Raw genomic sequence first — 25,570 nt, forward strand, 5'->3', positions numbered from 1 at the left:
GAAAACTAAAAAATGATAAGAACCTTTTTTCTTCGAACCTTAAATAAATATGCATCTAAATGGCTAGTTTTATTGATAGACTTATCTTTAGTTTTTATCGCTTTTTTTATTGCCTATTTTATACGTTTTAATGTAAGCTTTAATTTTAACATCTCTAATTTATTAAATCAAATACCTTATGTTTTAGGTTTTGCGCTGATAAGTTTTTTAACAGTAGGCTCTTATAAGGGGATTATAAGACATACGGGTATTAGAGATGCTTTTAATGTATTTATTGCAAGTTCATTAGTCTGTTTGTTACTACTTTTGGCCGTAACTTTTAATGTTTTTTTTAAAGTAATCGATTCTTTTTACATTCCAAAATCCATTATTATTATCCATTATTTAGTAACTACTTTAGTTCTTATTTTAAGTAGATTTATTTTTAAAGCTTTTTTTGAAGTACTATCCACAGAATTAGATACAATTCATAATGTTTTAATCTATGGAGCAGGTGACTCAGGTATTATTGCTTTAAATGCGTTAAATAGGGATAAACAAAATAATTATGATGTTATCGGTTTTATAGACGACAATAAAAATAAAATAGGAAAGAAAATTGATAGAGTATTGATCTTTAACTCTAATGTAATTAATAAAAAATTTATAGAAAAGCATTCCGTTGATCAAGTGATTATTTCTATTCAGAATATCAAGCCAAATCGATTATTAGCAATTACTGATAAATTTATAAACCTAGATATTGATGTGAAAATAGTACCTCCTTTATCTAAATGGATAGATGGAGATTTAAACGCCAATCAAATTAGACAAATTAAGATCGAAGATTTATTAGATAGAGCACCTATTATTATTGATAATCCGATTGTACAACGAGAAGTGAATAATAAAGTTGTATTGGTTTCTGGTGCTGCTGGTTCTATAGGAAGTGAAATTTCTAGACAATTAAGTTTATATAATTGTAAATTAATAGTGCTTATAGATCAAGCAGAGTCTCCTTTGTATGATTTACAACAGGAGTTAATTCAGAAAGGAATCACTAATTTTGTAGCCATTGTTTCTGATGTTAGAGACCGGTTTAAAGTAGAGCGTATCTTTAAAAAATATAAACCTCAAAGGGTTTTTCATGCAGCTGCATATAAGCACGTTCCTCTAATGGAAAAATCGCCGTATGAAGCCATTAAAGTAAATGTGTTAGGAACAAAAAATATAGCAGATTTATCTCATGAATATGGCATAGAAAGGTTTGTAATGGTTTCTACAGACAAAGCGGTGAACCCCACCAATGTAATGGGAGCTTCTAAACGTATTGCAGAATTATATATAAGTTGTGTAAGTAAAATTTCTAAGAAAACGAAGTTTACCATTACTAGATTTGGAAATGTTTTGGGATCTAATGGGTCGGTAATTCCTTTATTTAAAAGACAAATTGAAAATGGAGGGCCTTTAACAGTAACACACAAAAAAATTACCAGGTATTTTATGACCATACCTGAAGCGTGTAGCTTAGTTTTAGAAGCTGGAACGATGGGGAAAGGTGGTGAAATATACATTTTTGATATGGGGAAATCTGTGAAGATTTTTGAAATTGCCAAAAGAATGATTTATTTATCCGGTTTGCGATATCCAGAAGATGTTGATATCAAAATTACAGGTTTAAGACCTGGAGAAAAATTATATGAAGAGTTATTAGCCGATGGAGAGAACACTACAAAAACCTACCATAATAAAATAATGATTGCAAAAACGCAAAAGTTAGACAACTCAATTGTTAAAATTAAAATAGATGATTTAGCCCTTAATTTTGACAAATTAAACAATAGTGAATTGGTGGCATTAATGAAGACGTTAGTTCCTGAGTATGTCTCTAATAACTCAGAGTTTGAGATATTAGATGTTAAGCTCAAGTAAGTTAAAATAAAATAGTATTTTCGCAAAAAAAAAATGTATAAATGATTAGAATTAGAACGATTCTCTTTTTGTTAGTGGTTGTAATGTCATCTTGTGTTTCTAACAAAGATATTGCCTATTTTCAATTTGATGAGATTGAACAGCTTAATGTGAGTAATAATTTTGAAACAATTTTTAAGCCAGATGATTTGTTACAAATCACCATTTCTTCAGAAAATATTGAAGCAACCTTACCTTTTAATCTACCAGCAGTAACTTTTGGAACTACGGGTACAGCAACAGGAATCCCTAAACAACAGACGTATTTAATAGATAGTAAGGGAGAAATAGATTTCCCTGTGTTAGGTAAGTTAAAGTTAGGTGGAGTTTCAAGGGAAGATGCTTTAGAGCTATTTAAAGAAAAATTATCTCCAGATTACCTTGCTAGTCCTACGATTAATATAAGCATTGCTAATTTTAAAGTGACGGTGTATGGAGATGTTAAAAACCCAGGTACTTTTACAATTCCGAATGAAAGAGTAAGTATACTAGATGCGATAGGATTGGCAGGCGACTTGAATATTTCAGGGAAACGAGACAATGTGTTGGTTATTAGAGAAGAAAGTAATAAAAAGGTACAATATAGAGTGAATTTGTTGTCTAATAAAACCTTGACTTCTCCCGTATTTTATTTACAACAAAATGATGTAGTCTATGTGGAACATAATAAAGCTAGAATTCAGTCTGCTTCCTCCAATTCGAATACAACCTTAATTATATCCGTTACAAGTTTGATTATTACCTTAATATCTATTTTAACAAGATAAACAATGCTAGATCATAAAGAAAATACTGTTTTTAATGGTAGTGAAGAACCTACTTTAAACATTCGTGAAGAGTTAGAGAAGTATCTATTTCATTGGAAATGGTTTGTATTAGGTGGTCTTATTGCGCTATTTGTTGCTTTCATGTATTTAAGATACAGTACAGCTCAATATAGTGCATCTACATCAATTCTTATAAAAGACAACCAAAAGTCTGGAATTTCACAAGAATTGGAGGCTTTTAAAGATATGGGAATTGTTGGTGGAAGCTCTTCCAATAATACGGATAATGAAATAGAAATTTTAAAGTCTCGTAAGATTATTGGAGCGGTAGTAGATACGCTTAATTTAACAACTGTATATTTTCAGGAAGGAAGAGTAAAGAGAACTGAGATTTATGAACAAAATCCAATTAAAATAATCTTTGAAGCTAATAAAGAACCTTTTATAAAAGTTGAAAAAGATACCTCTTTTACCGTTAATATTTCCTCAGCAAATAAATTAGAATTAAAAGATGTGGAAGATAATTTGATTTCTGAACATTCTTTTGACGAAATAATTACTTCTGATTTTGGGAACTTTAAAGTATTACAAACAGAAAATTTTGAATTTAAAGAAACACATGAAATTTATGTGAGTATTTTAAAAAGAAACAAAGTAATTGACGACTATAAAAATGCTGTTAATGTGAGTGCAGTAGATAAAAACTCAAGTGTTTTAACCTTATCATTTAATCACCCCATAAAAGAAAAAGCAGAAAATTTTTTAAACGAACTAGTCACTCAGTACAATTATGATGCGATTAAAGATAAAAGTGAAGTTTCTCAAAAAACAAAAGTTTTTATTGATGAACGATTATCGGCTATTGGGAAAGATTTAAATGAGATACAAGATAGAGTAAAGAATTTTAAAACAGATAATAAGATTACGGGACTTTCTGCCGAAGGAGAGTTAGCTTTGCAAACAGCTTCTTTAAATAATGAAAAGTTAATAAATATAAAAACACAATTAAATATTGCAGAAGGTGTTTTAAGTAATATAAAAAATCAGTCTAATATCGACGAAACTTTACCACAAAATTTAGGGTTTTCTGAAGGTTCTATTTCAAATTCTATAAAAGCCTATAATGAGTTAGTGGTGTATAAGAATCGCTTAAGTGTAAATGCAGGTGATAAAAATCCTCAAATTATACAATACCAAAAAGAAATTAATTCTTTAAAAATCAATTTAAGAAATAGCATTTCAAATTTAATTGCCTCCTTAGAAACACAGTATGCTCAAATTACTAAAGAAGCCAATAAAGTAAACGCTAAAGTATCTGCAATTCCTGATTTAGAAAGAGGTTATATTGATATAGAAAGAGAACAAGAAATTATTTCTGGTTTGTATTCTTATTTATTAAAAAAGAAGGAAGAAACTGCCATCTCTCTGGCGGTTACGGTGCCAAATGCTAAAATTATAGATGTAGCATATAGTAACGGAATCCCAGTTTCTCCAAAAAGGAAAATAATCTTTTTAGCAGCGTTATTACTAGGTGTAATAATTCCTTTTATAATTATTTATGTTAAAGACCTTTTAGATACCAAAATACACACTCGAAAAGATATAGAAGAATTAACTACGGTGCCTTTCATAGGAGATGTACCACATTCTGAAACTAATGAGAAAGTTGTTATTGGAAACGATGCAAGAACAAGTACAGCAGAGGCCTTTCGTTTGATACGAACCAATTTAGATTTTATGTTGCCTACTAAAGAAAGTAATGAAGGCAAAACAATTTTTATTACTTCCACTACCAGTGGAGAAGGGAAATCTTTTATCTCCATTAATCTTGCAGCGGCACTTTCACTTTCTAATAAAAAGGTATTATTAATAGGATTGGACCTTAGGGCTCCTAAAGTTACAGAATATTTAGGGATACCAGAACGCAAAGGAATTACCAATTTTATTACAAACGAAAAAATTTCTTTAGATGATATCAAGTTTTCTATTCCAGAAATTAAAGGATTAGATATTATCGCATCTGGTGTTATTCCGCCAAACCCTGCTGAATTATTATTGCATTCTAAGGTAAAAGAGTTATTTGAAGAGGTTAAAAATGACTATGATTATATTATTGTAGATACTGCACCTGTAAATTTAGTAACAGATACCTTGTTGGTCTCTAAGTATGCAGATATGTTCTTATATGTTTCTAGAGCTAATTATTTAGATAAACGCATGTTAAATGTTGCGCAGACGTTATACAATGAAAAGAAATTACCAAATATGGCTATTGTTTTAAATGATACAGACATGACAAGAGGTTATGGCTATGGTTACGGATATGGTTACGGTTATGGAAACGCTTATGTAGAAACCGTTAAAAAACCTTGGTATAAAAGAATTTTAAGCTAAAAAAGTGGTCTGACTTTGTCATACTGAATTAAAATTTTAATAATAATCTATATATAGATTCACAAAAAAAGCATCCAATTGGATGCTTTTTTATTATATGAATTTTTTATTGTTACTTAAGAGATGCTTAATTTTTTCTAAATTCTTTTTAGTTCCTATCTTTTTTAGAAGTTCTAAATGGTTCTTATGATGTGTATCGGTACCAACAAAATCATATAAATTTTCTTTTAATATTTTTTCACATACTTTTTGCACTCCTTTTCCATATTGCTCTGTAAGGGATAATAAATTTAACTGAAACAAACAACCTGCTTTTTTTAATTTATAATAATGGGTAAAGTCATTGTGAAGAAAACTATAGCGCTCAGGGTGCGCTAAAACGGGTTTGTATCCTTTAACTTGTATTTCAAAGAGAATTTCATAAAGATTAATTGGCGCACTGAAATAAGACATTTCTACCAAAACATAATTGTCTTTTAATGTAAGAATGTCATTCTTTTCTAATAATTCAGAAAACTGTTCATCCATCATGTATTCTGCAGCTGCTTGTATGTAAACATCTGTAATATTTCTTCTTTGTAACTCTTCTTGTACTTCTCTAAGTTTGTCTTTTATAGTATCCGAAGAGTTTTGATAAAGATCTCCCAACACATGAGGTGTTGTGATGATGTTTTTAATACCATAAGATCGCATCTTATTTATTAATGCTATAGAGGTTTCTATATTTTTTGCTCCATCATCAATTCCTGGCAGTAAATGTGAATGGATATCTATAAAGCCATCTGGAAAAAAATCGATTAAAGGAATTTCTTTCTTTTTAAAAAAGATCATATCATTATTTTAGAACAAATTTACAATAATTTAACGTGTTTCATAAATGTTATACTCAATCAAAATAAAATATTTAATACGAAAACGATTGAATATTGATTTCTTATTGTATATCAATTTTAGTTGTAATATCTTTGAGTAAAACAATATAATTATGATTTTAATTGCAGATGGAGGTTCTACAAAAGCAGACTGGATTGCTATAAATAAAAATAAGGAAGAGGCGTTTAGAACAAGGACACTTGGTTTAAATCCTGCTATAGTTCCAGCAGAAGAACTTTATAACAGAATCATTAACATGTTTCAATTAATTAATGTTAAAGACGATGTAGAAGAGATTCATTTTTATGGAGCGGGTTGTGGTACTCCTAAGCCTATTCAGATTTTAAAAACTATCTTAGAGTCTATCTTTGTGAATGCAAAAATAGTTATTTCAGAAGATATGTTAGCGGCTGTTTACGCGGCAACAGGTAATGAACCAGCTTTAGTTTGTATTTTGGGTACGGGATCTAATAGTTGTTATTATGATGGTAAAAACATGGAAATGTTAGTACCTTCTCTAGGATATATTTTAATGGATGAAGCAAGTGGTAATTACTTTGGTAAAAAATTGATTATCGATTATTTCTATAACAATATGCCAGTAGAAATTGCTGAGAAATTTAAAGAAGAGTTTGATCTTGATCCAGACTATATTAAGAAAAATTTATATAGAGAACCAAACCCGAATATGTATTTAGCATCTTTTGCAAAGTTTATGTTCGATTTTAAAGAAGAAAAATATATTAAAGAAATTATTACAGCAGGTTTTCAAGAGTTTTTTAAATATAGAATTTTGCCTTACAACAAAACTGCAGAAACACCAATTTACTTTATTGGTTCTATAGCGCATTACTTTAGAGATATTTTAGAAGAAATGGCTGTAAAAAACAATTTAGTTATTACTGATGTCATACAGAGACCTATTGATAACTTATTAGAATATCATAGAAATAATATCAAATAATAGTAGTGTCCGATATAATATTTTTATCGAGAAATGGCAGACATTTGATTTTAAATTATAATTATTTGGAATAATGTTGTGGTCTCGATTGTTGTTTCCAAAATCGAAGCAATCTTATGTTTTTTTGGCAATAATATCAACTAATAGCATCTAACAGTCTTTCTAAACGCATTCCTCTTGAACCCTTAATCAGAATTGATTGATGTTTAAGAGGATTGTTTTTTAGGTAGCTTAATAAGTCTTCAAACGTTTTAAACAACGAGTTCTTTGTTTTGGTTTGATGAAAATTTGCGCCAACAAAAAAACAATTGTTAAAGTGCAGGCTCTCTACAAAGTTTACTATATTTTGATGTTCTTCTAAGCTCGTTTTTCCCAACTCGAACATATCACCCAAAATAACGGTTTTACTTTCAGCTTTAATATCTTCAAAATTTTCTAAGGCAGCTTTCATGCTTGTAGGATTCGCATTATAAGCATCTAAAATAATGGTATTCGTTGTTTTTTTAATGATTTGCGAACGATTGTTTTCTGGGGTATAGTTTTCTATTCCAGCTTTTATATCTTGATTAGAAACCTTAAAGTGATTTCCAATGGTACAAGCAACAGCGATGTTTGTGTAATTGTATTTCCCGATTAGGTTACTTTGTATTTCGTTAGAATTTAAAGCTAATTTTACAAACGGATTTACCTCCATAAATTGCAAAGTTTCTAGAAACGGAATAGATTCTATGCTCTTTGTCTTGTCCACTTGTATCGGATCTTGTGGGTTTATAAAGACAGTCTTATTATGCTCTTTTAAATAGGCGTATAATTCACTCTTAGCAGTTATAACTCCTTCAATTCCGCCAAAACCTTCTAAATGTGCTTTTCCGAAATTGGTGATATAACCAAAATCAGGTTTACAAATAGTACACAGAAATGCAATCTCTTTTTTATGATTTGCGCCCATTTCTACAATGCCTATTTCAGTTTCAGGCGTCATGGAGAGTAGAGTAAGAGGTACTCCAATATGATTGTTTAGATTTCCTTTGGTGGCACTCGTTTTATATTTTGTAGATAATACGGCGTTTATCAACTCTTTGGTCGTTGTTTTACCATTACTACCTGTAAGACCAATTATAGGAATAGCGAGTTCTTGTCTGTGGTATTGTGCTAATGCTTGTAGTGTTTCTAAAACATCATCAACCAAAATAGTATGAGGATGTTTATTATATTTTTCTTCATCTATTATGGCATAAGATGCGCCTTGCTTTAAAGCTTCTTCTGCAAATGCATTTCCATTAAAATTATCGCCTTTTAGGGCGAAGAAAATAGTGTTTTTTCTAATAGTTCTAGTATCCGTGTCTACAAGAAAATGTTGGGTGAATAATTGGTAAATGTCTTCGATTTTCATCTTTTAAAAATAAAAAAACCTCACTGTAATACATACAGTGAGGTTGTGTTCTTTTATAAATAGTGTATTATCTCGCTGAGTTTCTTGCTTTCTTATTTTTAGATGAAGACATAGGGCCTACTTTGTCTGTAACACATCTAAAACCAATAAAGTTTGTTGCCATATATTCTGGCAAATATCTTCTTTGAGCCGGGTCTAACCAGTATTCTCTATCAGACCAAGCACCACCTTTGTATACTCTTGTTCTATTACTAATTAAAGTAGTTCTTTTTTTGTCATCATTTACTGAAATCTCTTCACCCGTTTCTGGATCTACTTCCTTCGTTGGATTCTTAGGAGAGTTGTACATGCTTGGTTTAGAACCAAACTGATCTTGTTCATCTTCATAGAATCTAGAAGAGTTTAAATCACCATCACCTATATCAGTATTGTCTGAAACAGAAAAGTTTCTTCTTAAAGTAGCATCATCTTTAGTAATAGGAATGTATTTAATAGTTCCAGGTAATTGTTTTGGAGTTATTATGCCATTCGGTAAAGTATCATATTCTACTTCTGCATTACTATTGCTATTCACAATAACAACTTTACCATCTTTATCAATCATCTTTTTGGTGAAAATATTACCTCTAAAATAATTAAAATCGTTTGCTTCACTGTCTATAATAGGTCTGTACACATCAGATACCCATTCAGCAACGTTTCCAGACATGTCATACAGTCCGAATGCATTTGGTGGATACGATTTTACTTTAATAGGAATGTCAGATCCATCAGAACTCCAACCAGACAAACCACTATAGTTACCTTTTCCTTGTTTAAAGTTAGCCATTTGGTCTCCTTTATGTCTTTTGCTGGTTTCTCTAGAATATTTACCATCCCAAGCATATTTTTTTCTACCTCTAATATTGTTGTATTCTCTATTTTCAATATTCGCTTTAGCAGCAAATTCCCATTCTGCTTCTGTAGGCAATCTGTATTTCTGACTTAAAACACCGTCTGCTTGTGTAATTTTTCTACCCTGAAAAGCATCTCTACCTCCTTTAGCAGAACCACCTGTTCTAATCCCTCTTCTGTAGATTGTAGAATCTCCATCAAAAAGATTATCAGAATCAGCTAAGAAAACATCGGTATCAAAAAAGTTTCTAATACTATCGTTTTCAAAAATATTTTTAACATATCCTTTATCTATTAACTTCTTTAAGTTAACGGCATTGGTACGCCATTTACAGTATTGGTTAGCTTGTAACCAACTAACACCAACTACAGGATAATCTGAATAAGCCGGGTGTCTTAAGTAATTTTCAGATAAAATATCTGTATTACCTAAACTCTTTCTCCAAACTAAAGTATCTGGTAAAACGGAGTTATAAATATGTTTGTATTTTTCTTCTGAAGGAGGAAAAACGTCTTTTGTATTCTGTACATATAAAAAGTACTCAGAATTAGTTACTTCGGTTTCATCCATATAAAATGAACGAATATGCATTTTTTTAGGAGTTGTATTCCAATCAAACATAACGTCATCTTGTACTTGCCCCATTGTAAATGAACCACCTTCTATAGCAACCATTCCTAAAGGAATTTCTTGTCCGGCAGTTTCACTTCCTCTTATATAGTTACCATACTTAGCATTGTTAAATGGCAATCCTGTAAGTGTCGATTTTCCTGAAGTTGATTTACTGCAACTAGCCAAGCTTAAGGCTGATAGTACAACTAAAGATATTTTTAATACGTTTCTCATTTCCTAATTAAAAATTAGTTTAAGGTTTTTATTATAGCGATGCAATTTACAATAATTCTACATTCATACAAGTAAAAGAGAAAATTTAACGCTGCATTTTTATTGCCACATTTAATTAAACGCTTGCTTTTTAAATTTAGTATAATTTATCTTTGTAAGACTTAAAATATCTCTAAATTATTTGCGTTATTTGAATACTATTATGAAAAAACAATATTTACTCCTTTTTTTTATTTTTTTAGTTCAAGTAATTTCTGCTCAGACCACTAATTCTGTGCTTTCTACAGGAGATTGGTTTAAATTTTCTGTGGATACTACTGGCGTTTTTAAAATAGATAGAAGCCTATTACAACAAATAGGAATCTCTACAAATGGCTTAAATCCAAAGAAAATAAGTATTTATGGAAATGGTGGCGCCATGTTACCTGTTTTAAATTCTGATGACAGATTTCAAGATTTACAAGAAAATGCCATTTATGTAGAAGGAGAAGATGATGGTTCTTTTGGTGCGAATGATTATATCCTTTTTTATGCACAAGGACCACATGATTGGGAGGTAGATGCAACAAATAGTACAGCTAAACATAGGCAAAATATTTATTCGGATGAAGCATATTACTTTATCACAGTGTCTAATGACGATGGTAAACGGATTCAGGATAAGGCACCAATAACAACTACTGCTACCAAACAAATTACCATTTTTGACGATTATACTTTTTATGAAAAGGAGGAAAGAAATTTAATTGCTGCAGGTACTCAATGGTTTTCCAATACAGATTTTAATATAGAAAATACACAGAATTTTAAAATACCTTTTCCCAATGCGGTTTCTGGAGCAAATATATCAGTTGCAGTTAGAGGTGTTTCTACGTCTATCTCTTCTTCTTCAATGGCAGTAAATGTGAACGGACAAGACCTTTATAGTCTTAATTTTTCGCCAGCAAATACTACCGTTAGAGCATACACTTCTGAAAGAACAGGGAATATTGTAAATTCAGCAGATTTTTTAGAGGTTTCTATTAGCTATAATAATAACGGAAACCCATCTGCAACTGCTTTTTTAGATTATATAGAAATTGTAGGTAAAAAAGAACTGATTGCAGCTGCAAACCAATTTTCTTTTAGAAGTTTTGAACAAGCAAATTCAGCAGGTGCTGTGGAGTATCGAATTGAAAATAATTCAACTATTTTTCAAGTTTGGGAGGTTTCAGACCATGTATCTCCTAAAATAATTCAGAATAATAGTACTGATACTAGTTTTACTTTTATTGCTGATGGAGGTACGTTAGCGGAATATCAAGTGTTGAATCCAAATGATTACTACACACCCAAAGCATTGCAAAACGGACGCATTGCAAATCAGAACCTACATGCTTTAAAAGATCTTAATTATGTTGTAATTACCAATACAGAACTTTCTAGTGAAGCCCAAAGATTGGCAGATTATCATCAAGAAAATTCTGGACTTATAACCAAAGTAATTATTTTAGATGATATTTATAATGAGTTTTCTTCTGGGGCAAAAGATATCACCGGAATTAGAGATTTTCTAAAGCACTTATACAATCCTGATGCATCAGAAGAAAATAAACTAAAGTATGTATGCTTTTTTGGGGATGCTTCTTATGATTATAAAGATAGAATTACAGGAAATAATAATATTGTACCTATAAAACTATCTGATATTAGTTTTAACTTAGCTACTTCTTGGGTAACGGATGATTTTTATGTAATGTTAGATGAGCATGAGGGAACCATGAATCCTACCATATATACTATAGAAACTCCTACACGATTAAACCATACTATCGATGTAGCCTCAAGTAGAATTCCGGTTTCTACTTTAACGCAAGCCAAAGATGTGGTAAATAAAATTTTGTCTTATTATGATAAAAGTTCTTTAGGCGATTGGCGTAATACGATTACCATGTTGGCAGATGATATAGATAACCCTTCTAGTGATGCATCTTTGCAGCCAGGTTTAGATAGAATTGCAGAGTCTATAAAAACGAATAAACCTAGTTTTAACATCAATAAAATTTATGCGGATGCTTTTGTGCAAGAAAACTCATCGGGTGGAGAACGTTACCCAGAAGTAAATGAAGCCATTACCAATGCCATCGAAAAAGGAACCTTAATATTTGATTATTTTGGTCATGGAGGAGAAGATGGTTTTGCAGAAGAAAAGATTTTAGATAAAGCTCAAATACAGGGTTTTAACAACCCTAATACATTACCTCTTTTAATAACAATTACTTGCGATTTTTCTAGATTCGATAATCCGAATAGAATTACTGCAGGCGAGCTTACTTTATGGAATACCAGTGGAGGTGCCGCAAGTATGATTACCACAACTAGAGAGGTTTATATTAGCACCGGACAAACATTTAATGAAGATTTAATAAAAGTTTTATTAGAGTATGAAGATCCAAATATTCCTGAAAATTTATCTATTTCAGAGGTGTTAACGGTTGCTAAGAATAGGTCTTCTAGCTCTCAGAAATTCTTTATATTTTCATTTGGAGATCCAGCAATGAAACTTGCCATCCCTAAACCAAGTGTTCGTATAACTAAAATGAATGAAAAAGACATAACAAGTTCTATAGATACTTTAAAGGCATTGTCTAAGGTGAGTTTTGAAGGTGTTGTGGTGGATGAATTAGATGCTGTTTTAACCGATTTTAATGGTTCTTTATCTACTGTTGTGTATGATAAAGTAATAGAGAAAAGTACTTTAGCAAATGATGGAAACGGAAGTAAAGTGCCTTTTGATACGCAAGATAGTAAGTTGTTTAGAGGGAAGTCTACCGTAACAAATGGTGTTTTTAAATTCGATTTTGTGGTGCCTAAAGATGTGAAAATCGCTTACGGAAAAGGGAAAATAAGTTTTTATGCGGAAAATGGAGTTTTAGATAAAGCAGGTGCTAATTTCGATGTAATTGTTGGGGGAATTAATGATAATGCACCCGATGATACTGTTGGTCCAGAAATAAAACTTTATATGAATGATGAGTCTTTTATTGATGGAGGAAACACCAATGCATCTCCTAATTTAGTGGCTGTCTTAGTCGATGCAAGCGGAATTAATACTTCTATTACCGCAGTAGATCACGACATTGTAGGAGTTTTAGATGGAGATACTACCAACCCAATTATCTTAAATGACTTTTATGAAACTGAATTAGACGATTTTACAAAAGGAAAAGTTACCTATAAATTAAGGGATTTAGAAGTAGGACCACATACTTTAAAAATAAAAGCTTGGGACACTTATAATAATTCATCTGAATTAACGTTAAACTTTGTGGTTGTTAGTGATGCTGTATTAAATTTAGAAAATGTACTAAACTATCCGAACCCGTTTGTTAATTATACCGAGTTTTGGTTTAACCATAACAAACCAAACGAGAGTTTAGATGTACAAGTGCAGATTTTTACGGTTTCAGGTAAATTAGTAAAAACGATCAACCAAAATATACCCAATGCGGAAACGTTGGTAAGAAGTGTTTCTTGGAATGGTTTAGACGATTTTGGAAATAAAATTGGAAAAGGAGTGTATGTTTATAAATTAAAAGTAAAAGCCACCTCAAGTAACCTTATTTCAGAGAAGTATGAAAAATTAGTAATACTTCAATAAAAATTAGATATTTGTCAAATTAAAATAAGAATAAAGAAATCAAATGAAAAAATTAGGAATCTTTTTTATAGTATGTGCGTTTGTGTCTATGAAAACAAGTGCGCAAACAGAAATAAACACAGATAATATTGGAGGTATTACTACTGCAGTACCATTTTTATTAATAACACCAGATGCTAGAGCAGGTGGTATGGGAGATGTAGGTGTGGCAACTTCTGCAGATGCTTTTTCTCTTTTTCATAACGCTGCAAAAATGACGTTTAGTAATAGACAGGTAAAAGCAGGTATTACGTATTCGCCTTGGTTACGTAATTTAACCGACGATATTTTTACTGGTAGTGCTTCTTATATGAATCGTTTTAGTGAAAATGCAGCTTGGGGTGCAGATTTAAAATATTTTTCTTTAGGTCAGATAGATTTAACAAACTCAGACGGGAGTGATAATGGTTCTATTAACCCTAATGAATTAGCTTTTACAGGAGCCTATTCTTTAAAATTAAGTGAAACATTTTCTATGGGTGTTGGATTAAAGTATGTAAGATCTAATTTAACTTTTAACGGTACAAATAGTACCTTAAGACCTATAAATTCTTTTGCTGTGGATATCTCTGGATATTACCAATCTTTCGAAGAAAACTACGGGGATTTTAATGGACGTTATAGATTAGGTTTTAACATTGCTAATATTGGTCCGAAGGTTTCTTATAGCCCAGGAAGCGAGGATTTTATACCTACCAACTTAAAATTAGGTGGTGGATTCGATTTTATATTAGATGATTACAATACCATTTCTACCAACGTAGAGTTTACAAAATTATTAGTGCCTACTCCACCAATTAGAGATACGGATGGTAATATTGTAGAAGGAGAAGATGATAATGTTGGTTGGGTAAGTGGAATTTTTCAATCTTTTGGAGACGCTCCAGGAGGATTTAGCGAAGAAATCCAAGAATTCACCTATGCTTTTGGTGCAGAATATTTATACAACAATGCTTTTGCTTTAAGAGGTGGTTATTTTCATGAAAGTCAAGATAAAGGAAATAGACAATATTTTACCTTAGGTGGTGGGTTTAAAACCAATGCTTTAAATGTAGATTTGTCTTATTTAATTAACTCTTCAGATGTAAATAATCCATTAGAAAACTCTTTACGATTTTCATTATCATTTGATTTAGGAGAAGTTTTTGATGATTATTAAAAGTCATTTATTTTTAGTAAGTTTATAACAATATTTAAAAGCAGTCAAATAAGGCTGCTTTTTTTGACGAATAGATTTTTATGAGAAAAATTGAAGTTTCAACATCAGCAACAGTCTATAATGATATTTCAGAATTATCTGCAGAAGATACTCTTTTAATGCAGAAAGCTATAGAAGCTAGAAAGAAAGCGTATGCTCCATATTCTAAGTTTCATGTTGGTGCCGCTTTATTATTAGACAATGGCGAAATTGTTTTAGGAAACAATCAAGAAAGTGCTGCATATCCTTCTGGTATGTGTGCAGAAAGAGTTGCCATTTGGAAAGCAGGTTCTGAATATCCAGATATGAAAATTATAAAATTAGCAATTACGGCAAGTTCTACAATAACCAACGTAAACAAGCCAATTGGACCTTGTGGTGCTTGTAGGCAAACATTGTCTGAATACGAAATCAATCAAAAATCACCATTTCAAGTCCTTTTTATGGGAGAAGTAGGTGAGGTTGTCGTTACAGAATCGCTACTTTCATTATTGCCTTTTTCTTTTGATAGCAAGTATTTATAATATCTTTTGGGCGTTTTAACGGGCTTTACATTTTATCTTTTTACTTAAAAAAGTAAAAAGGATGTCATTTCAATCCCTAACGCAAGCAAACAGCAACCTTGTAAACACTTGTAATATTTAAAGAATCCTTTAGGTGCTCTAAAAAATAAAATATGAAACCAGATATTTCATCAAGAAAAGATATAAAAAATATCATCACAAAGTTTTACGACTTGTTATTAACAGATAAAAAAATGATTCCTTTTTTTGAGGATATTGTTGCGCAAAACCATTTAGAAGAACATTTAGAGGTAATTTCTGACTTTTGGAATGACATTCTTTTTGATACCAATACGTATGCGAATAATGTGATGAAAAAACATGTAGATAAAAATGTTTTTGTTGCTTTTAAAAAAGAGCATTTTACCATTTGGATGTCGTATTTTTTTAAAACTATTGATGACAATTTTGAAGGAGAAAGGGCACATAATATGAAAAACAGAGCGAGGTCTATTGCTACTGTTATGGAGTTAAAAATGGGCGTATACCAATAACATAAACGTAATTTTTCTCTATTTATATTTTTTTTCAAAAAGTAGTTTTGAATATCATTTTTTGTAAGGTTTTTTAATTCTATTAATAGTGAAATTCGTACTTTAGAGGGCTAATATTTTTTAAGTAAAATAATATTTAATATCAATTATGATTTCATCAAAAATAACAGGAACCGGAGCTTTTATTCCTTCTATAACTAAAGAAAACAAAGATTTTTTAAACGAACACTTTTTAAATGAAGATGGTTCGCCTTTTAATTCTGAGAACGATGTAATTATAGAAAAATTTAAGGCAATTACTGGTATTGAAGAAAGAAGATATGCAAAACCAGAATATACATCGTCTGATTTAGCATTTTTTGCGGCTCAAAAAGCAATAGAAGATGCTAACATCGATCAAGAAGAGTTAGATTATGTTATTATAGCGCATAATTTTGGAGAAGTTAAAGCAGGGGGAAGTCAGAGTGATTTATTACCAAGTTTATCTACAAGAGTAAAACATAAATTAGGTATAAAAAACCCTAATTGTGTAGCCTATGACATTCTTTTTGGTTGCCCAGGTTGGATAGAAGCTACCATACAAGCGCACGCATTTATAAAAGCTGGTATGGCTAAAAAATGTTTGGTAATTGGTGCCGAAACATTATCTAGAGTAGTAGATAAGTACGATAGAGATTCTATGATTTTTAGTGATGGAGCTGGAGCTTGTATCTTAGAAGCTACAGAAGAAACTGATGCTGGTATTTTGAGTCATGCAACCCAAACTTTTGCAAACGAAGAAGCTTATTATTTACATTATGGCAGTTCTTTTAACAAAGAAGTAGACCAAGACGTACAATATATAAAAATGCTAGGAAGAAAAATTTATGAATTTGCTTTGGTTCATGTTCCTGTAGCTATGAAATTCGCTTTAGATAAAGCTGGTGTAGAAATAGATGACGTTAAAAAGATTTTCATTCATCAGGCCAATGAAAAAATGGACGAAGCAATTATGAAACGCTTCTTTAGACAGTTTAAAAAGAAAGTTCCAGAAGGTGTAATGCCTTTAAGTATTACTAAATTAGGTAATAGCTCTGTAGCAACTGTACCTACACTTTTAGATTTGGTTTTAAAAGGAGAAATTGAAAATCAAGAAGTAAATAAAGGAGATGTTGTTATTTTTGCTTCTGTTGGTGCAGGAATGAATATAAATGCAATCGTTTATAAGTTTTAAAAAATTAAGGTTACAAGCAAACATATTAAATGATAGTTTGTTTTTACAATAGATAAGAAATATTGTAAAATATTTATAAAAGAAAACTCAAGAACATAAATTTCTTGAGTTTTTTTTATGCTTTATTTTTAATATTTAGCAAGATATATTAATAAGTAATTGCAATTATATTTTCTTTGAAATCTTAGCGAAAATTCTTTGCGTCCTTTGCTTTAATTTCAAATCAATATATTATTTTTGCGCATGCAACAACACAACGTACTTATTTTAGATTTCGGATCGCAATACACACAGCTAATTGCGAGAAGAGTAAGAGAATTAAACATTTATTGTGAAATTCATCCTTATAACCATCCACCAAAAAATCAATCAGAGTTTAAAGCAGTTATCTTGTCAGGTAGCCCAAATTCTGTAAGAGGAGAAAATGTTTTACACCCAGATTTATCAGAAATTAGAGGAAAAAAACCTGTTTTAGCAGTTTGTTATGGTGCGCAATATTTAGCGCATTTTGCAGGCGGACAAGTAGCTCCTTCTAATACGAGAGAATATGGTAGAGCAAATTTATCATTTATAAAAAGTGATGAAACTTTTTTTGAGAACATTTCTGCAGGTAGCCAAGTTTGGATGAGTCATTCAGACACAATTAAAGAATTACCAACCAACGGAGAATTATTGGCGAGTACTAAAGACGTAGAAAATGCGGCTTATAAAATTAAAGGAGAAGAAACGTATGCTATACAGTTTCATCCAGAAGTATACCACTCAAAAGATGGTAAACAACTATTAGAAAACTTTTTAGTTAAAATTGCAGGTGTTGCACAAACATGGACACCAGATTCTTTTGTAGAAAGTACAGTAGCAGCAATTAGAGAAAAAGTTGGTAACGATAAAGTAGTTTTAGGACTTTCTGGAGGTGTAGATTCTTCTGTAGCAGCGGTTTTGTTAAACAAAGCAATTGGTAAAAACGTATACTGTATTTTTGTAAATAACGGACTTTTACGTAAAAATGAGTTCGAAACAGTATTGAAGAGATACGAAGGTATGGGATTAAACGTTAAAGGTGTGGATGCATCGGCACGTTTTTTGAAAGCCCTAGAAGGTTTAACAGATCCAGAGCAAAAACGTAAAGCAATAGGTAATGCTTTTATAGAAGTTTTTGATGATGAAGCACATAAAATTAAAGATGTTACTTGGCTAGCACAAGGAACTATTTATCCAGATGTTATTGAGTCAGTTTCTGTAAATGGAGGTCCATCTGCAACTATTAAAAGTCATCATAATGTGGGAGGTTTACCAGATTTTATGAAATTAAAAATTGTAGAACCTTTAAAAATGATTTTTAAAGACGAAGTAAGAAGAGTAGGTGCTTCTATGGGGATAGATCCAGAATTATTAGGTCGTCATCCATTTCCTGGACCAGGTTTAGGAATTCGTATTTTAGGAGATATTACGGCAGAAAAAGTAAGAATTTTGCAAGAAGTAGATGCTATTTTTATAAACGGTTTAAAAGAAGACGGTTTGTATGATAAAGTTTGGCAAGCAGGTGCTATGTTACTTCCGGTAAATTCTGTAGGAGTTATGGGAGATGAAAGAACTTATGAAAAAGTAGTAGCCTTAAGAGCTGTAGAAAGTACAGATGGAATGACGGCAGATTGGGTAAATTTACCTTATGAATTTTTGCAAAAAACATCTAATAAAATAATAAATCAAGTAAAAGGTGTAAATAGAGTTGTTTATGATATTAGCTCTAAACCACCCGCAACTATAGAATGGGAGTAATGTATATGAAACATGTAAAGTTTATTGTATTTCTATGTATTTTAACGTTTACCGTTTCTTGCGGTCAACAAAATAAATACGTTCAGTATAAAGTAAAAGAAGGGGAAACAATGAGCGGTATTGCTCAGAGGTTTAATATGAATACCAAAGATTTACTGCGATTAAACCCAGATGTGGGAAGCAAGCCAGCAGTAAATTCTGTTATTGTAATCCCTAATAAAAAAATAAAAGCAACAACTTCTACCCAAGATAATACGGTAGAAGATGTTGCAACCGGTGCTAAAGACAAAGAAGCTGCTTTAAAAGAAAAAAAAGAGGAGCTTATAGACGAACTTAAAAAGAACTTTGTTGTTTATGAAGTTAAAAAAGGAGATACCTTTTATAGTTTAACTCGTTTTTATAATGTGACTCAAGAAGAGTTGACAACACTTAATCCTGTTTTATCAGAGGGTTTAAAAGTGGGGCAGATTATTAAAATAAAAGCCATTGAAGAAGGAGAAGTTGTTATCGAAAACAATATCTATGAAGATGTAATTGATACTAAAATTCATTTAAAAGCGGCGTTGTTACTACCTTTTAGAGCTGATGAATATAGTTCTTCTACATCAAAAGATATTTTTCAGAAGAGCAAATTGGCAGATATGGTTACAGACTTTTATTTAGGTGCACAAATTGCCGTAGACTCATTAAGGAGTCAAGGAATTAACATCGAATTAAATGTCTTTGATACAGGAAGTAATAGTGCAAAGATTAAAACAATTTTGTCTGAAAACAACCTGAATAAGAATGATGTGGTAATTGGTCCTTTGTACTCGGAAGAGGCAGAATTGGTGGCGAATAGGTTAAATGTACCTGTTGTTTTTCCTTTTTATTCTACCAAGCAATCTAAATTTACTGCTTCAAAATTGATTAAAACATCTCCAGAGAAAAAAGTTTTTAGAGATGAATTAACTACCTATATAAAAGATAATTTTACAAGCGGAAATTTAATTTTAGTAGGAGACGGTGGATATGAATCAAATATCTCTAATGCTGCAATAAAAGAGTCGTTACAATCGCATGATTCTATTGCTGTTGTTCATGTTTTAAAACCTTTAAAAGGATATATTGCTAAAAATCGTTTTTTAGAAATCTTAAAACCAAATCAGAATAATTGGGTTGTTTTAACTTCTGATAACACTATTTTAGTGGCAGGTGCTATAAATAGTTTAATTAGTTTACCAGATAATACAAACGTTCAATTATTTACCTATAACAAAGGGGATGCTTTTGATAAAATTGCAAATTTAAAATTGGCAAAAGTTAATTTAACGTATGTAAGTGATGAGTATGTAAGTGAAGCTTCAATTTCAACACAACAATTTAATAATCAGTATTCACGAAAAAACAATGCATTGCCTTCATTTTCTGCAACCAAAGGTTTCGATATTACTTATGATGTTTTAATTCGACTGGCTTCTGGGAATGATTTAAAAGACACGTTTAAAGAAGGTGCTTCTTTTAGAATAGAAAGTAAGTTTGATTATACCGACAAGTCTGGTGGTGTCACAGAAAACAAAGGTTTATTTATTGTAAAGTATAATAATGACTTAAGTTTAACTAGGTTAAAGTAGTTAAGGTTTAGCTTGTAGTAGAAGTATTGATTATCTTTTTTAAAGCTATTTCTTGCTTTCACTATTCGCTTTTTTATCCTATAAAATTGAAATAAAAAGAGCTTAAACAAATCGTTTGTATTGAGCTTGACGAAAGGCTCAAACCAGGGTTAGACAAGTTTTCTTGCTGCTTAAAGTATATCCAAAGCCTTTAAAGTATATAAAAGTCATAAAAAATCCGCTAAACAGCGGATTTTTTTTATCAGTAAAATGTAAGTGTTAGATTTTTTTTACATGATCTTTCATCATCTTGATTTGGTCTTTTAGCAAACCGCATCTGTTTAATTTTTTAGTTTAAGTAATTAAGTTAGTTTCCTTACGTTTGTATTTTTTTGTCATTGCAATATCTTATAACTGTAATAATTATAAGTCATAAAAAAATCCGCTAAACAGCGGATTTCTTTATATCAGTAAAATGAAAGGATTAGATTTTTTTCATCTGATCTTTCATCATCTTCATTTGGTCTTTTAACATACCGTGTTTGTCTAATTTTTTAGCTTCAGCCATTAAGTTAGTTGCTTCACGTTTGCGTCTTTTTGTCATTGCAATACCTGCTAACTGTAATTTAGCCATTGCTAAATCATGATCCATAGGTAAACCTATTTTTACAGCTTTACGTAGAAATTTTTCTGCTTGTGTAATATTAGTCTGACTTAATATAATACCATGTAAATAATTAAAATAACCTTGTTGCTTAAGAATTAATGCCGCTTCTGGATTTTTAATATATCCCAACCATTTTTTAGTTCCTTCAAAATTTTGCTTACGCAATTGTAAAAAAGCAAGTAAAATAAATTCGTTTTTAAAATAGAATAATACAAAAATTCCTGCCAAAAGTAAGATAGAAATTCCGTTCATTATATTACCTAAAGTAAATTGATACACTGCCCAAGCTGATATTAAACCAGCTAAAATTAATTTTATATTTTTATGAAACATATTGTTTTTTATTGTTATTAAATCAGTTGCAAAAGTACATTTTCTTGATAAATTATCTGTTACTTTTTAAAGTATTTCTTGTATTTAAAGGATGCTAAAACTGTTAGTAAAACTAATGCGCCAATATAAATATAAGCCTCTCTAGGTGTTACAGCTTTGTCTCCACTTGCATAAGAATGCAAACCAGATAAATAGAAGTTTACTCCAAAATAAGTCATCATTATAGCTAAATAAGAAAAAGCAGAAGCAAAATTAAACGCCAACCTACTACGTAAACCTGGTATTAAACGCATGTGTAAAACAAAAGCATATACCATAATAGAAATTAGAGCCCAAGTTTCTTTTGGATCCCAACCCCAATAACGTCCCCAGCTTTCGTTGGCCCACATACCTCCTAAAAAGTTACCAATAGTTAACATAACCAAACCAACACTAATGGCCATTTCGTTAATAATGGTTAACTCTTTAATATTGATATCCATTCTTTTCTTGTTTTTCTCGGTAGTAAATACGATAAGAATTAAAGAAATAATACCCAAAATCATTGCTAAAGAGAAAGGACCATAACTAGCTACAATAATAGACACATGCACCATTAACCACCAAGAATTTAAAACAGGTTGTAAGTTAGCAATTGCAGGATCTAACCAATTTTGATGTGCAAAAAATAGAATAATTGCGGCTAAAAAAGTAGTTGCACCAATGGTTAAAGTAGATTTTTTTCCTAAAAACAAACCAAATAACATGGTTGCCCAAGCAACGTAAATAATTGATTCATAGGCATTACTCCAAGGTGCGTTACCACTTATATACCATCTAGAGGCTAACCCAAACGTATGAAATAGGAAGCTTAAAACGGTTAATACAATCAGTCCTTTAACAATATAACCTAGTACTTTAGATTTATAATAGAATATTTTTAATATCTCAATAAATATTAATAACAATCCTAAAATTAAATAAAATAAAGAAGTCTTTGTAAAGATTTCCCATTTATTATAGGTTATTTCTAGGTCAATTCTATTTTGAGAAGGGTATACTTCAGTTCCAAATTTCTTCTGAAACTTTTTAATACCATCTAAAATTTGATCTGCTTTAGTATAATCATTAGATTTTTTAGCTTCTTGTAAAAGTTGAATATAAACAGGTAACGATTGTCTAACAAATACTGAATCCGTAGCTTTAAAACCTGCAGAGGAAGTTTCTGGTTGAGAAACCCAAGTATTATTATCATCATTTGGTATTGGGTAAATACGTAAAATACCACCTCCAATAGCACTGTATAATAAACCTACACGTTTATCAATTTTAATTAAATCGTTTTCATATTTATTTTTTATATTCTTCTTCTGTGCTTCTGCTACGTCATCTTTTATTTTATAAGCACCAGTTGGGGTAATAAAATCAGATAAACGAGCGTGTGTAGTAGTTACTGGTAAACTTAAAACCTCTCTAATTTTTGAGTTTCCTTTTTCTAAATATACAATAGGCACTTCAAACCAAAGTCTTGGGTTTTCTATAATAGATAGTAAAACCTGGCTAGGTTGCATTCCTTTAAAAGTTTCTGACTTGCTTACTTTTCTAACCAATTCAGAAGCAAATGTGTGTGCCGGCTTCATTCTACCTCCAGCATCTTGAATAACCAACTTATTAAAGCTTTCAGCATGATGGACATCCACTAAATTAGCTTGTAATATAGAGTCTATTTGTTGGTTTGTAATTTGATTTGGTTCATGCGGTGCGTGTGCTGTCTCTTGGGTAAAACTAAAACTAGAAAGTAATAATGTTGCTACAATAGACAGGGTAAGTTTTTTCTTTCTAATTTTCTTTAAAGATTCTTTTAGGTAATTAAACCTCGTATGTTTTGCGAATAGAATACAGATTAAACCAGTGTACAAGAAAGAATACCCTAAGTATGTAATAAACGTTCCTACAAAATCATGATTTACAGATAGATGTGTCTCTTCTACTGGTCCAGATAAGTCGTAACTAGATTGGAAGAATTTATAGCCTTTATGGTCTAAAATGTGATTCATGAAAATTCTATAATCAAAAGATTCATCACCGTCTATTACGGTTACTTCACTGGCATAAGACGCAGCACTTTCAGATCCTGGGTATTTTTCTAATTGGAAATCATTTAGTTTTACTAAAAAAGGTGTTTCTAAAATCTTTGCACCATATAATAATCTAAAGTTCAATCCTCCAACAGTAACTTCTTTAGAGCCTTGAGAGTTATATTTACCTCCTGTTAATTCTACTCTTTCAGTTTTGCCATTACTTTTAATATCTACAACAACAACATCTAGTTTTTTATCGTCTTTTGGACCACTAGTTGTTTTCATTATACCTTTTTCTGCTGGTTTAGGAATTACAAACTGTAATCCGGAAACATTGTGTAATGTTAAATATTGAAAATTTTGCAGAGAGTCTTTTACAATATTACCTTTTTTCTGGTCTGCCATTCTAAACCAATCACCATCATCCTTAGAAACCATTTTTAAGTTTCCATTTTCTTCTATAAAGTTTATAGATGGATTATCACTTTCTGCATTGAAACCAACCAATACTCCGTGAATGTTTTGAATTGTTCCTTTTTGAATCCAGTGTTCATGACGACCTCCTTCCGAAGATTCTACAAAAAACAAATGATCAACGCCATTTTCATCCTCAACTAATTTTCTTTCGGCCCAAGGAATATATTCAACAAGCTCAAAACTAAAATCTTGTTCTGTGTCTTCTGTTTTAAAGTAATCTGAGTAAGACCAAGAGTTTTTACCCCAAGCAGATAACAACATTGGTTTGTTTATTTCTGGCTTTTGCACTTTATTATTATCTACGATTGCATTTAAGTAAGTCGTTTCAGATAAGAATTTATTGGTAGATTCCCCTTCTTTAATTAACATAATGCCTTCAAAACCAATATAGCGAGTTGCTCCCGCACCAATAAGAATTAATAGAAAGGCTAAATGAAACATTAAAACAGCCCATTTTTCTTTTTTATACAATCTGTATCTAAAAATGTTTCCAAAGAAATTAATCACAAAGAACACCATAATTAGTTCAAACCACCAGGTGTTATAAACGAGTGCTTTAGAGGTTTGTGTGCCAAAATCGTTTTCTATAAATGTTGCAACTCCCATTGCAACTGCAAAAAGGATAAATAAAACGGCCATTAAACGAGTCGAGTAGAGAATACTAATAATTTTTTTCATCCTTCTGAAATGCTTTTTTAAAAGAGCTACAAATTTAAGCATAAAAGCACAAATGGACTTCTAGATATGGGTATATTTATGTATTAAAGTTTTAAAAAAATCATAAAGTTTATGCCTAAATATCATGTAATTCCTAAAACCATAAAAGATGAAGTAGAAACTGCGCTAAATTACTATCCGCAGTTAAAAAAGATACATATTGAGTTTAAATTTAAAAAGGATATTAAAAAATCTACCATGCAGGCAAGACCTACTTTTGATAGTTTCTTTAAATTGAAAAAAAACAGAAAATTTTTAATTTTGATTAGTGAAAAATTTAAAATTTCTGATAAGGAATTTTCTACACGAGATATTCCTAAAGATATTTTTATTGGTTGGATTGGTCACGAGTTAGGGCATATTATGGATTATCAAAATAGAAGCAAGTTGAATTTAATTTGGTTCGGACTTAAATACTTGTTTTCAGATAATCATATTGTTGAAGCAGAAAGAGCCGCAGATGGATTTGCTGTAAAGCACAAAATGGAATCGTATATTATAAAAACAAAGAATTTTATTTTAAATCATGCTGATATTTCAGAAGCATATAAAAATCGTATTAAAAGATACTATTTATCTCCAGAAGAAATTATGGTTTTAGTGGATGATCGAAATAAATTAGAAGAAAATTTAGAGAATATAAAATAAGTATTCTTAAGGCAAAAGTAAAAACCATCACTAATTTGTGATGGTTTTTACTATGTTTTAAATCTTCG

17 protein-coding genes are annotated in these 25,570 nt (G+C 30.8%); 12 read left to right on the plus strand and 5 right to left on the minus strand.

Features of this window, described 5'->3' with window-relative positions; all coding sequences use genetic code 11:
* Window positions 1–12: 12 nt before the first annotated feature.
* From H0I27_RS04695 to H0I27_RS04705, 3 genes are read left to right on the plus strand one after another with little or no spacing between them, the layout of a single operon-like run.
* Window positions 13–1,911: a nucleoside-diphosphate sugar epimerase/dehydratase gene (locus tag H0I27_RS04695; protein ID WP_218732733.1), complete on the plus strand. Its 1,899-nt coding sequence runs from the start codon at window positions 13–15 to the stop codon at window positions 1,909–1,911.
* 41 nt (window positions 1,912–1,952) lie between these two features.
* Entirely contained in the window at window positions 1,953–2,717 is a 765-nt protein-coding gene (locus H0I27_RS04700; RefSeq protein WP_218732734.1) for a polysaccharide biosynthesis/export family protein, read from the plus strand.
* A gap of 3 nt (window positions 2,718–2,720) precedes the next feature.
* Window positions 2,721–5,111, plus strand: coding sequence for a polysaccharide biosynthesis tyrosine autokinase (locus H0I27_RS04705; protein WP_218732735.1), 2,391 nt, complete (start codon window positions 2,721–2,723; stop codon window positions 5,109–5,111).
* 93 nt (window positions 5,112–5,204) lie between these two features.
* Here H0I27_RS04705 and H0I27_RS04710 read toward each other — a convergent pair whose 3' ends face one another.
* Window positions 5,205–5,942, minus strand: coding sequence for a tyrosine-protein phosphatase (locus H0I27_RS04710; RefSeq protein ID WP_218732736.1), 738 nt, complete (start codon window positions 5,940–5,942; stop codon window positions 5,205–5,207).
* Between the two features lie 154 nt (window positions 5,943–6,096).
* Here H0I27_RS04710 and H0I27_RS04715 point away from each other — a divergent pair, with 154 nt between their 5' ends.
* Window positions 6,097–6,948 (plus strand): N-acetylglucosamine kinase, encoded by an 852-nt coding sequence (locus tag H0I27_RS04715; protein ID WP_218732737.1) that lies wholly within the window; start codon window positions 6,097–6,099, stop codon window positions 6,946–6,948.
* Between the two features lie 136 nt (window positions 6,949–7,084).
* Here H0I27_RS04715 and murF read toward each other — a convergent pair whose 3' ends face one another.
* The gene (murF, locus tag H0I27_RS04720; RefSeq protein WP_218732738.1) at window positions 7,085–8,341 is read right to left on the minus strand and encodes a UDP-N-acetylmuramoyl-tripeptide--D-alanyl-D-alanine ligase; all 1,257 of its coding nucleotides are present in this window, start codon (window positions 8,339–8,341) and stop codon (window positions 7,085–7,087) included.
* A gap of 67 nt (window positions 8,342–8,408) precedes the next feature.
* Window positions 8,409–10,082, minus strand: coding sequence for a gliding motility lipoprotein GldJ (gldJ, locus tag H0I27_RS04725; RefSeq protein WP_218732739.1), 1,674 nt, complete (start codon window positions 10,080–10,082; stop codon window positions 8,409–8,411).
* 202 nt (window positions 10,083–10,284) lie between these two features.
* Here gldJ and porU point away from each other — a divergent pair, with 202 nt between their 5' ends.
* The 7 genes from porU (at window position 10,285) to H0I27_RS04760 (ending at window position 20,621) form a co-directional block, all read left to right on the plus strand.
* Window positions 10,285–13,722, plus strand: a complete 3,438-nt coding sequence (gene porU / locus H0I27_RS04730) for a type IX secretion system sortase PorU (protein ID WP_218732740.1) — start codon at window positions 10,285–10,287, stop codon at window positions 13,720–13,722.
* A 43-nt stretch (window positions 13,723–13,765) separates the two neighbouring features.
* A complete protein-coding gene (porV, locus tag H0I27_RS04735) occupies window positions 13,766–14,920 on the plus strand; it encodes a type IX secretion system outer membrane channel protein PorV (RefSeq protein WP_218732741.1) in 1,155 nt (384 codons plus the stop codon).
* Between the two features lie 80 nt (window positions 14,921–15,000).
* Window positions 15,001–15,483, plus strand: a complete 483-nt coding sequence (locus H0I27_RS04740) for a cytidine deaminase (RefSeq protein WP_208888576.1) — start codon at window positions 15,001–15,003, stop codon at window positions 15,481–15,483.
* A 152-nt stretch (window positions 15,484–15,635) separates the two neighbouring features.
* Window positions 15,636–16,016, plus strand: a complete 381-nt coding sequence (locus tag H0I27_RS04745) for a group III truncated hemoglobin (RefSeq protein WP_218732742.1) — start codon at window positions 15,636–15,638, stop codon at window positions 16,014–16,016.
* Between the two features lie 148 nt (window positions 16,017–16,164).
* A complete protein-coding gene (locus H0I27_RS04750) occupies window positions 16,165–17,229 on the plus strand; it encodes a 3-oxoacyl-ACP synthase III family protein (protein WP_218732743.1) in 1,065 nt (354 codons plus the stop codon).
* A 243-nt stretch (window positions 17,230–17,472) separates the two neighbouring features.
* A complete protein-coding gene (gene guaA, locus H0I27_RS04755) occupies window positions 17,473–19,008 on the plus strand; it encodes a glutamine-hydrolyzing GMP synthase (RefSeq protein WP_218732744.1) in 1,536 nt (511 codons plus the stop codon).
* A 5-nt stretch (window positions 19,009–19,013) separates the two neighbouring features.
* Window positions 19,014–20,621 carry a LysM peptidoglycan-binding domain-containing protein gene (locus H0I27_RS04760; protein ID WP_254713144.1) on the plus strand — a complete coding sequence of 536 codons (1,608 nt, stop codon included), beginning with the start codon at window positions 19,014–19,016 and terminating at the stop codon, window positions 20,619–20,621.
* 463 nt (window positions 20,622–21,084) lie between these two features.
* Here H0I27_RS04760 and H0I27_RS04765 read toward each other — a convergent pair whose 3' ends face one another.
* Together H0I27_RS04765 and ccsA are read right to left on the minus strand one after the other, a co-directional pair.
* Window positions 21,085–21,600, minus strand: a complete 516-nt coding sequence (locus H0I27_RS04765) for a DUF2892 domain-containing protein (protein WP_218732746.1) — start codon at window positions 21,598–21,600, stop codon at window positions 21,085–21,087.
* A gap of 59 nt (window positions 21,601–21,659) precedes the next feature.
* Window positions 21,660–24,815 (minus strand): cytochrome c biogenesis protein CcsA, encoded by a 3,156-nt coding sequence (gene ccsA / locus H0I27_RS04770; protein ID WP_218732747.1) that lies wholly within the window; start codon window positions 24,813–24,815, stop codon window positions 21,660–21,662.
* Window positions 24,816–24,926: 111 nt separating this feature from the next.
* On the opposite strand from ccsA, the gene H0I27_RS04775 reads away from it, so the two are divergent.
* Window positions 24,927–25,502 (plus strand): hypothetical protein, encoded by a 576-nt coding sequence (locus H0I27_RS04775; RefSeq protein WP_218732748.1) that lies wholly within the window; start codon window positions 24,927–24,929, stop codon window positions 25,500–25,502.
* Window positions 25,503–25,570 lie beyond the last annotated feature (68 nt).

Source organism: Polaribacter sp. HaHaR_3_91 (genome assembly GCF_019278525.1).
Taxonomy (GTDB): Bacteria; Bacteroidota; Bacteroidia; order Flavobacteriales; family Flavobacteriaceae; genus Polaribacter.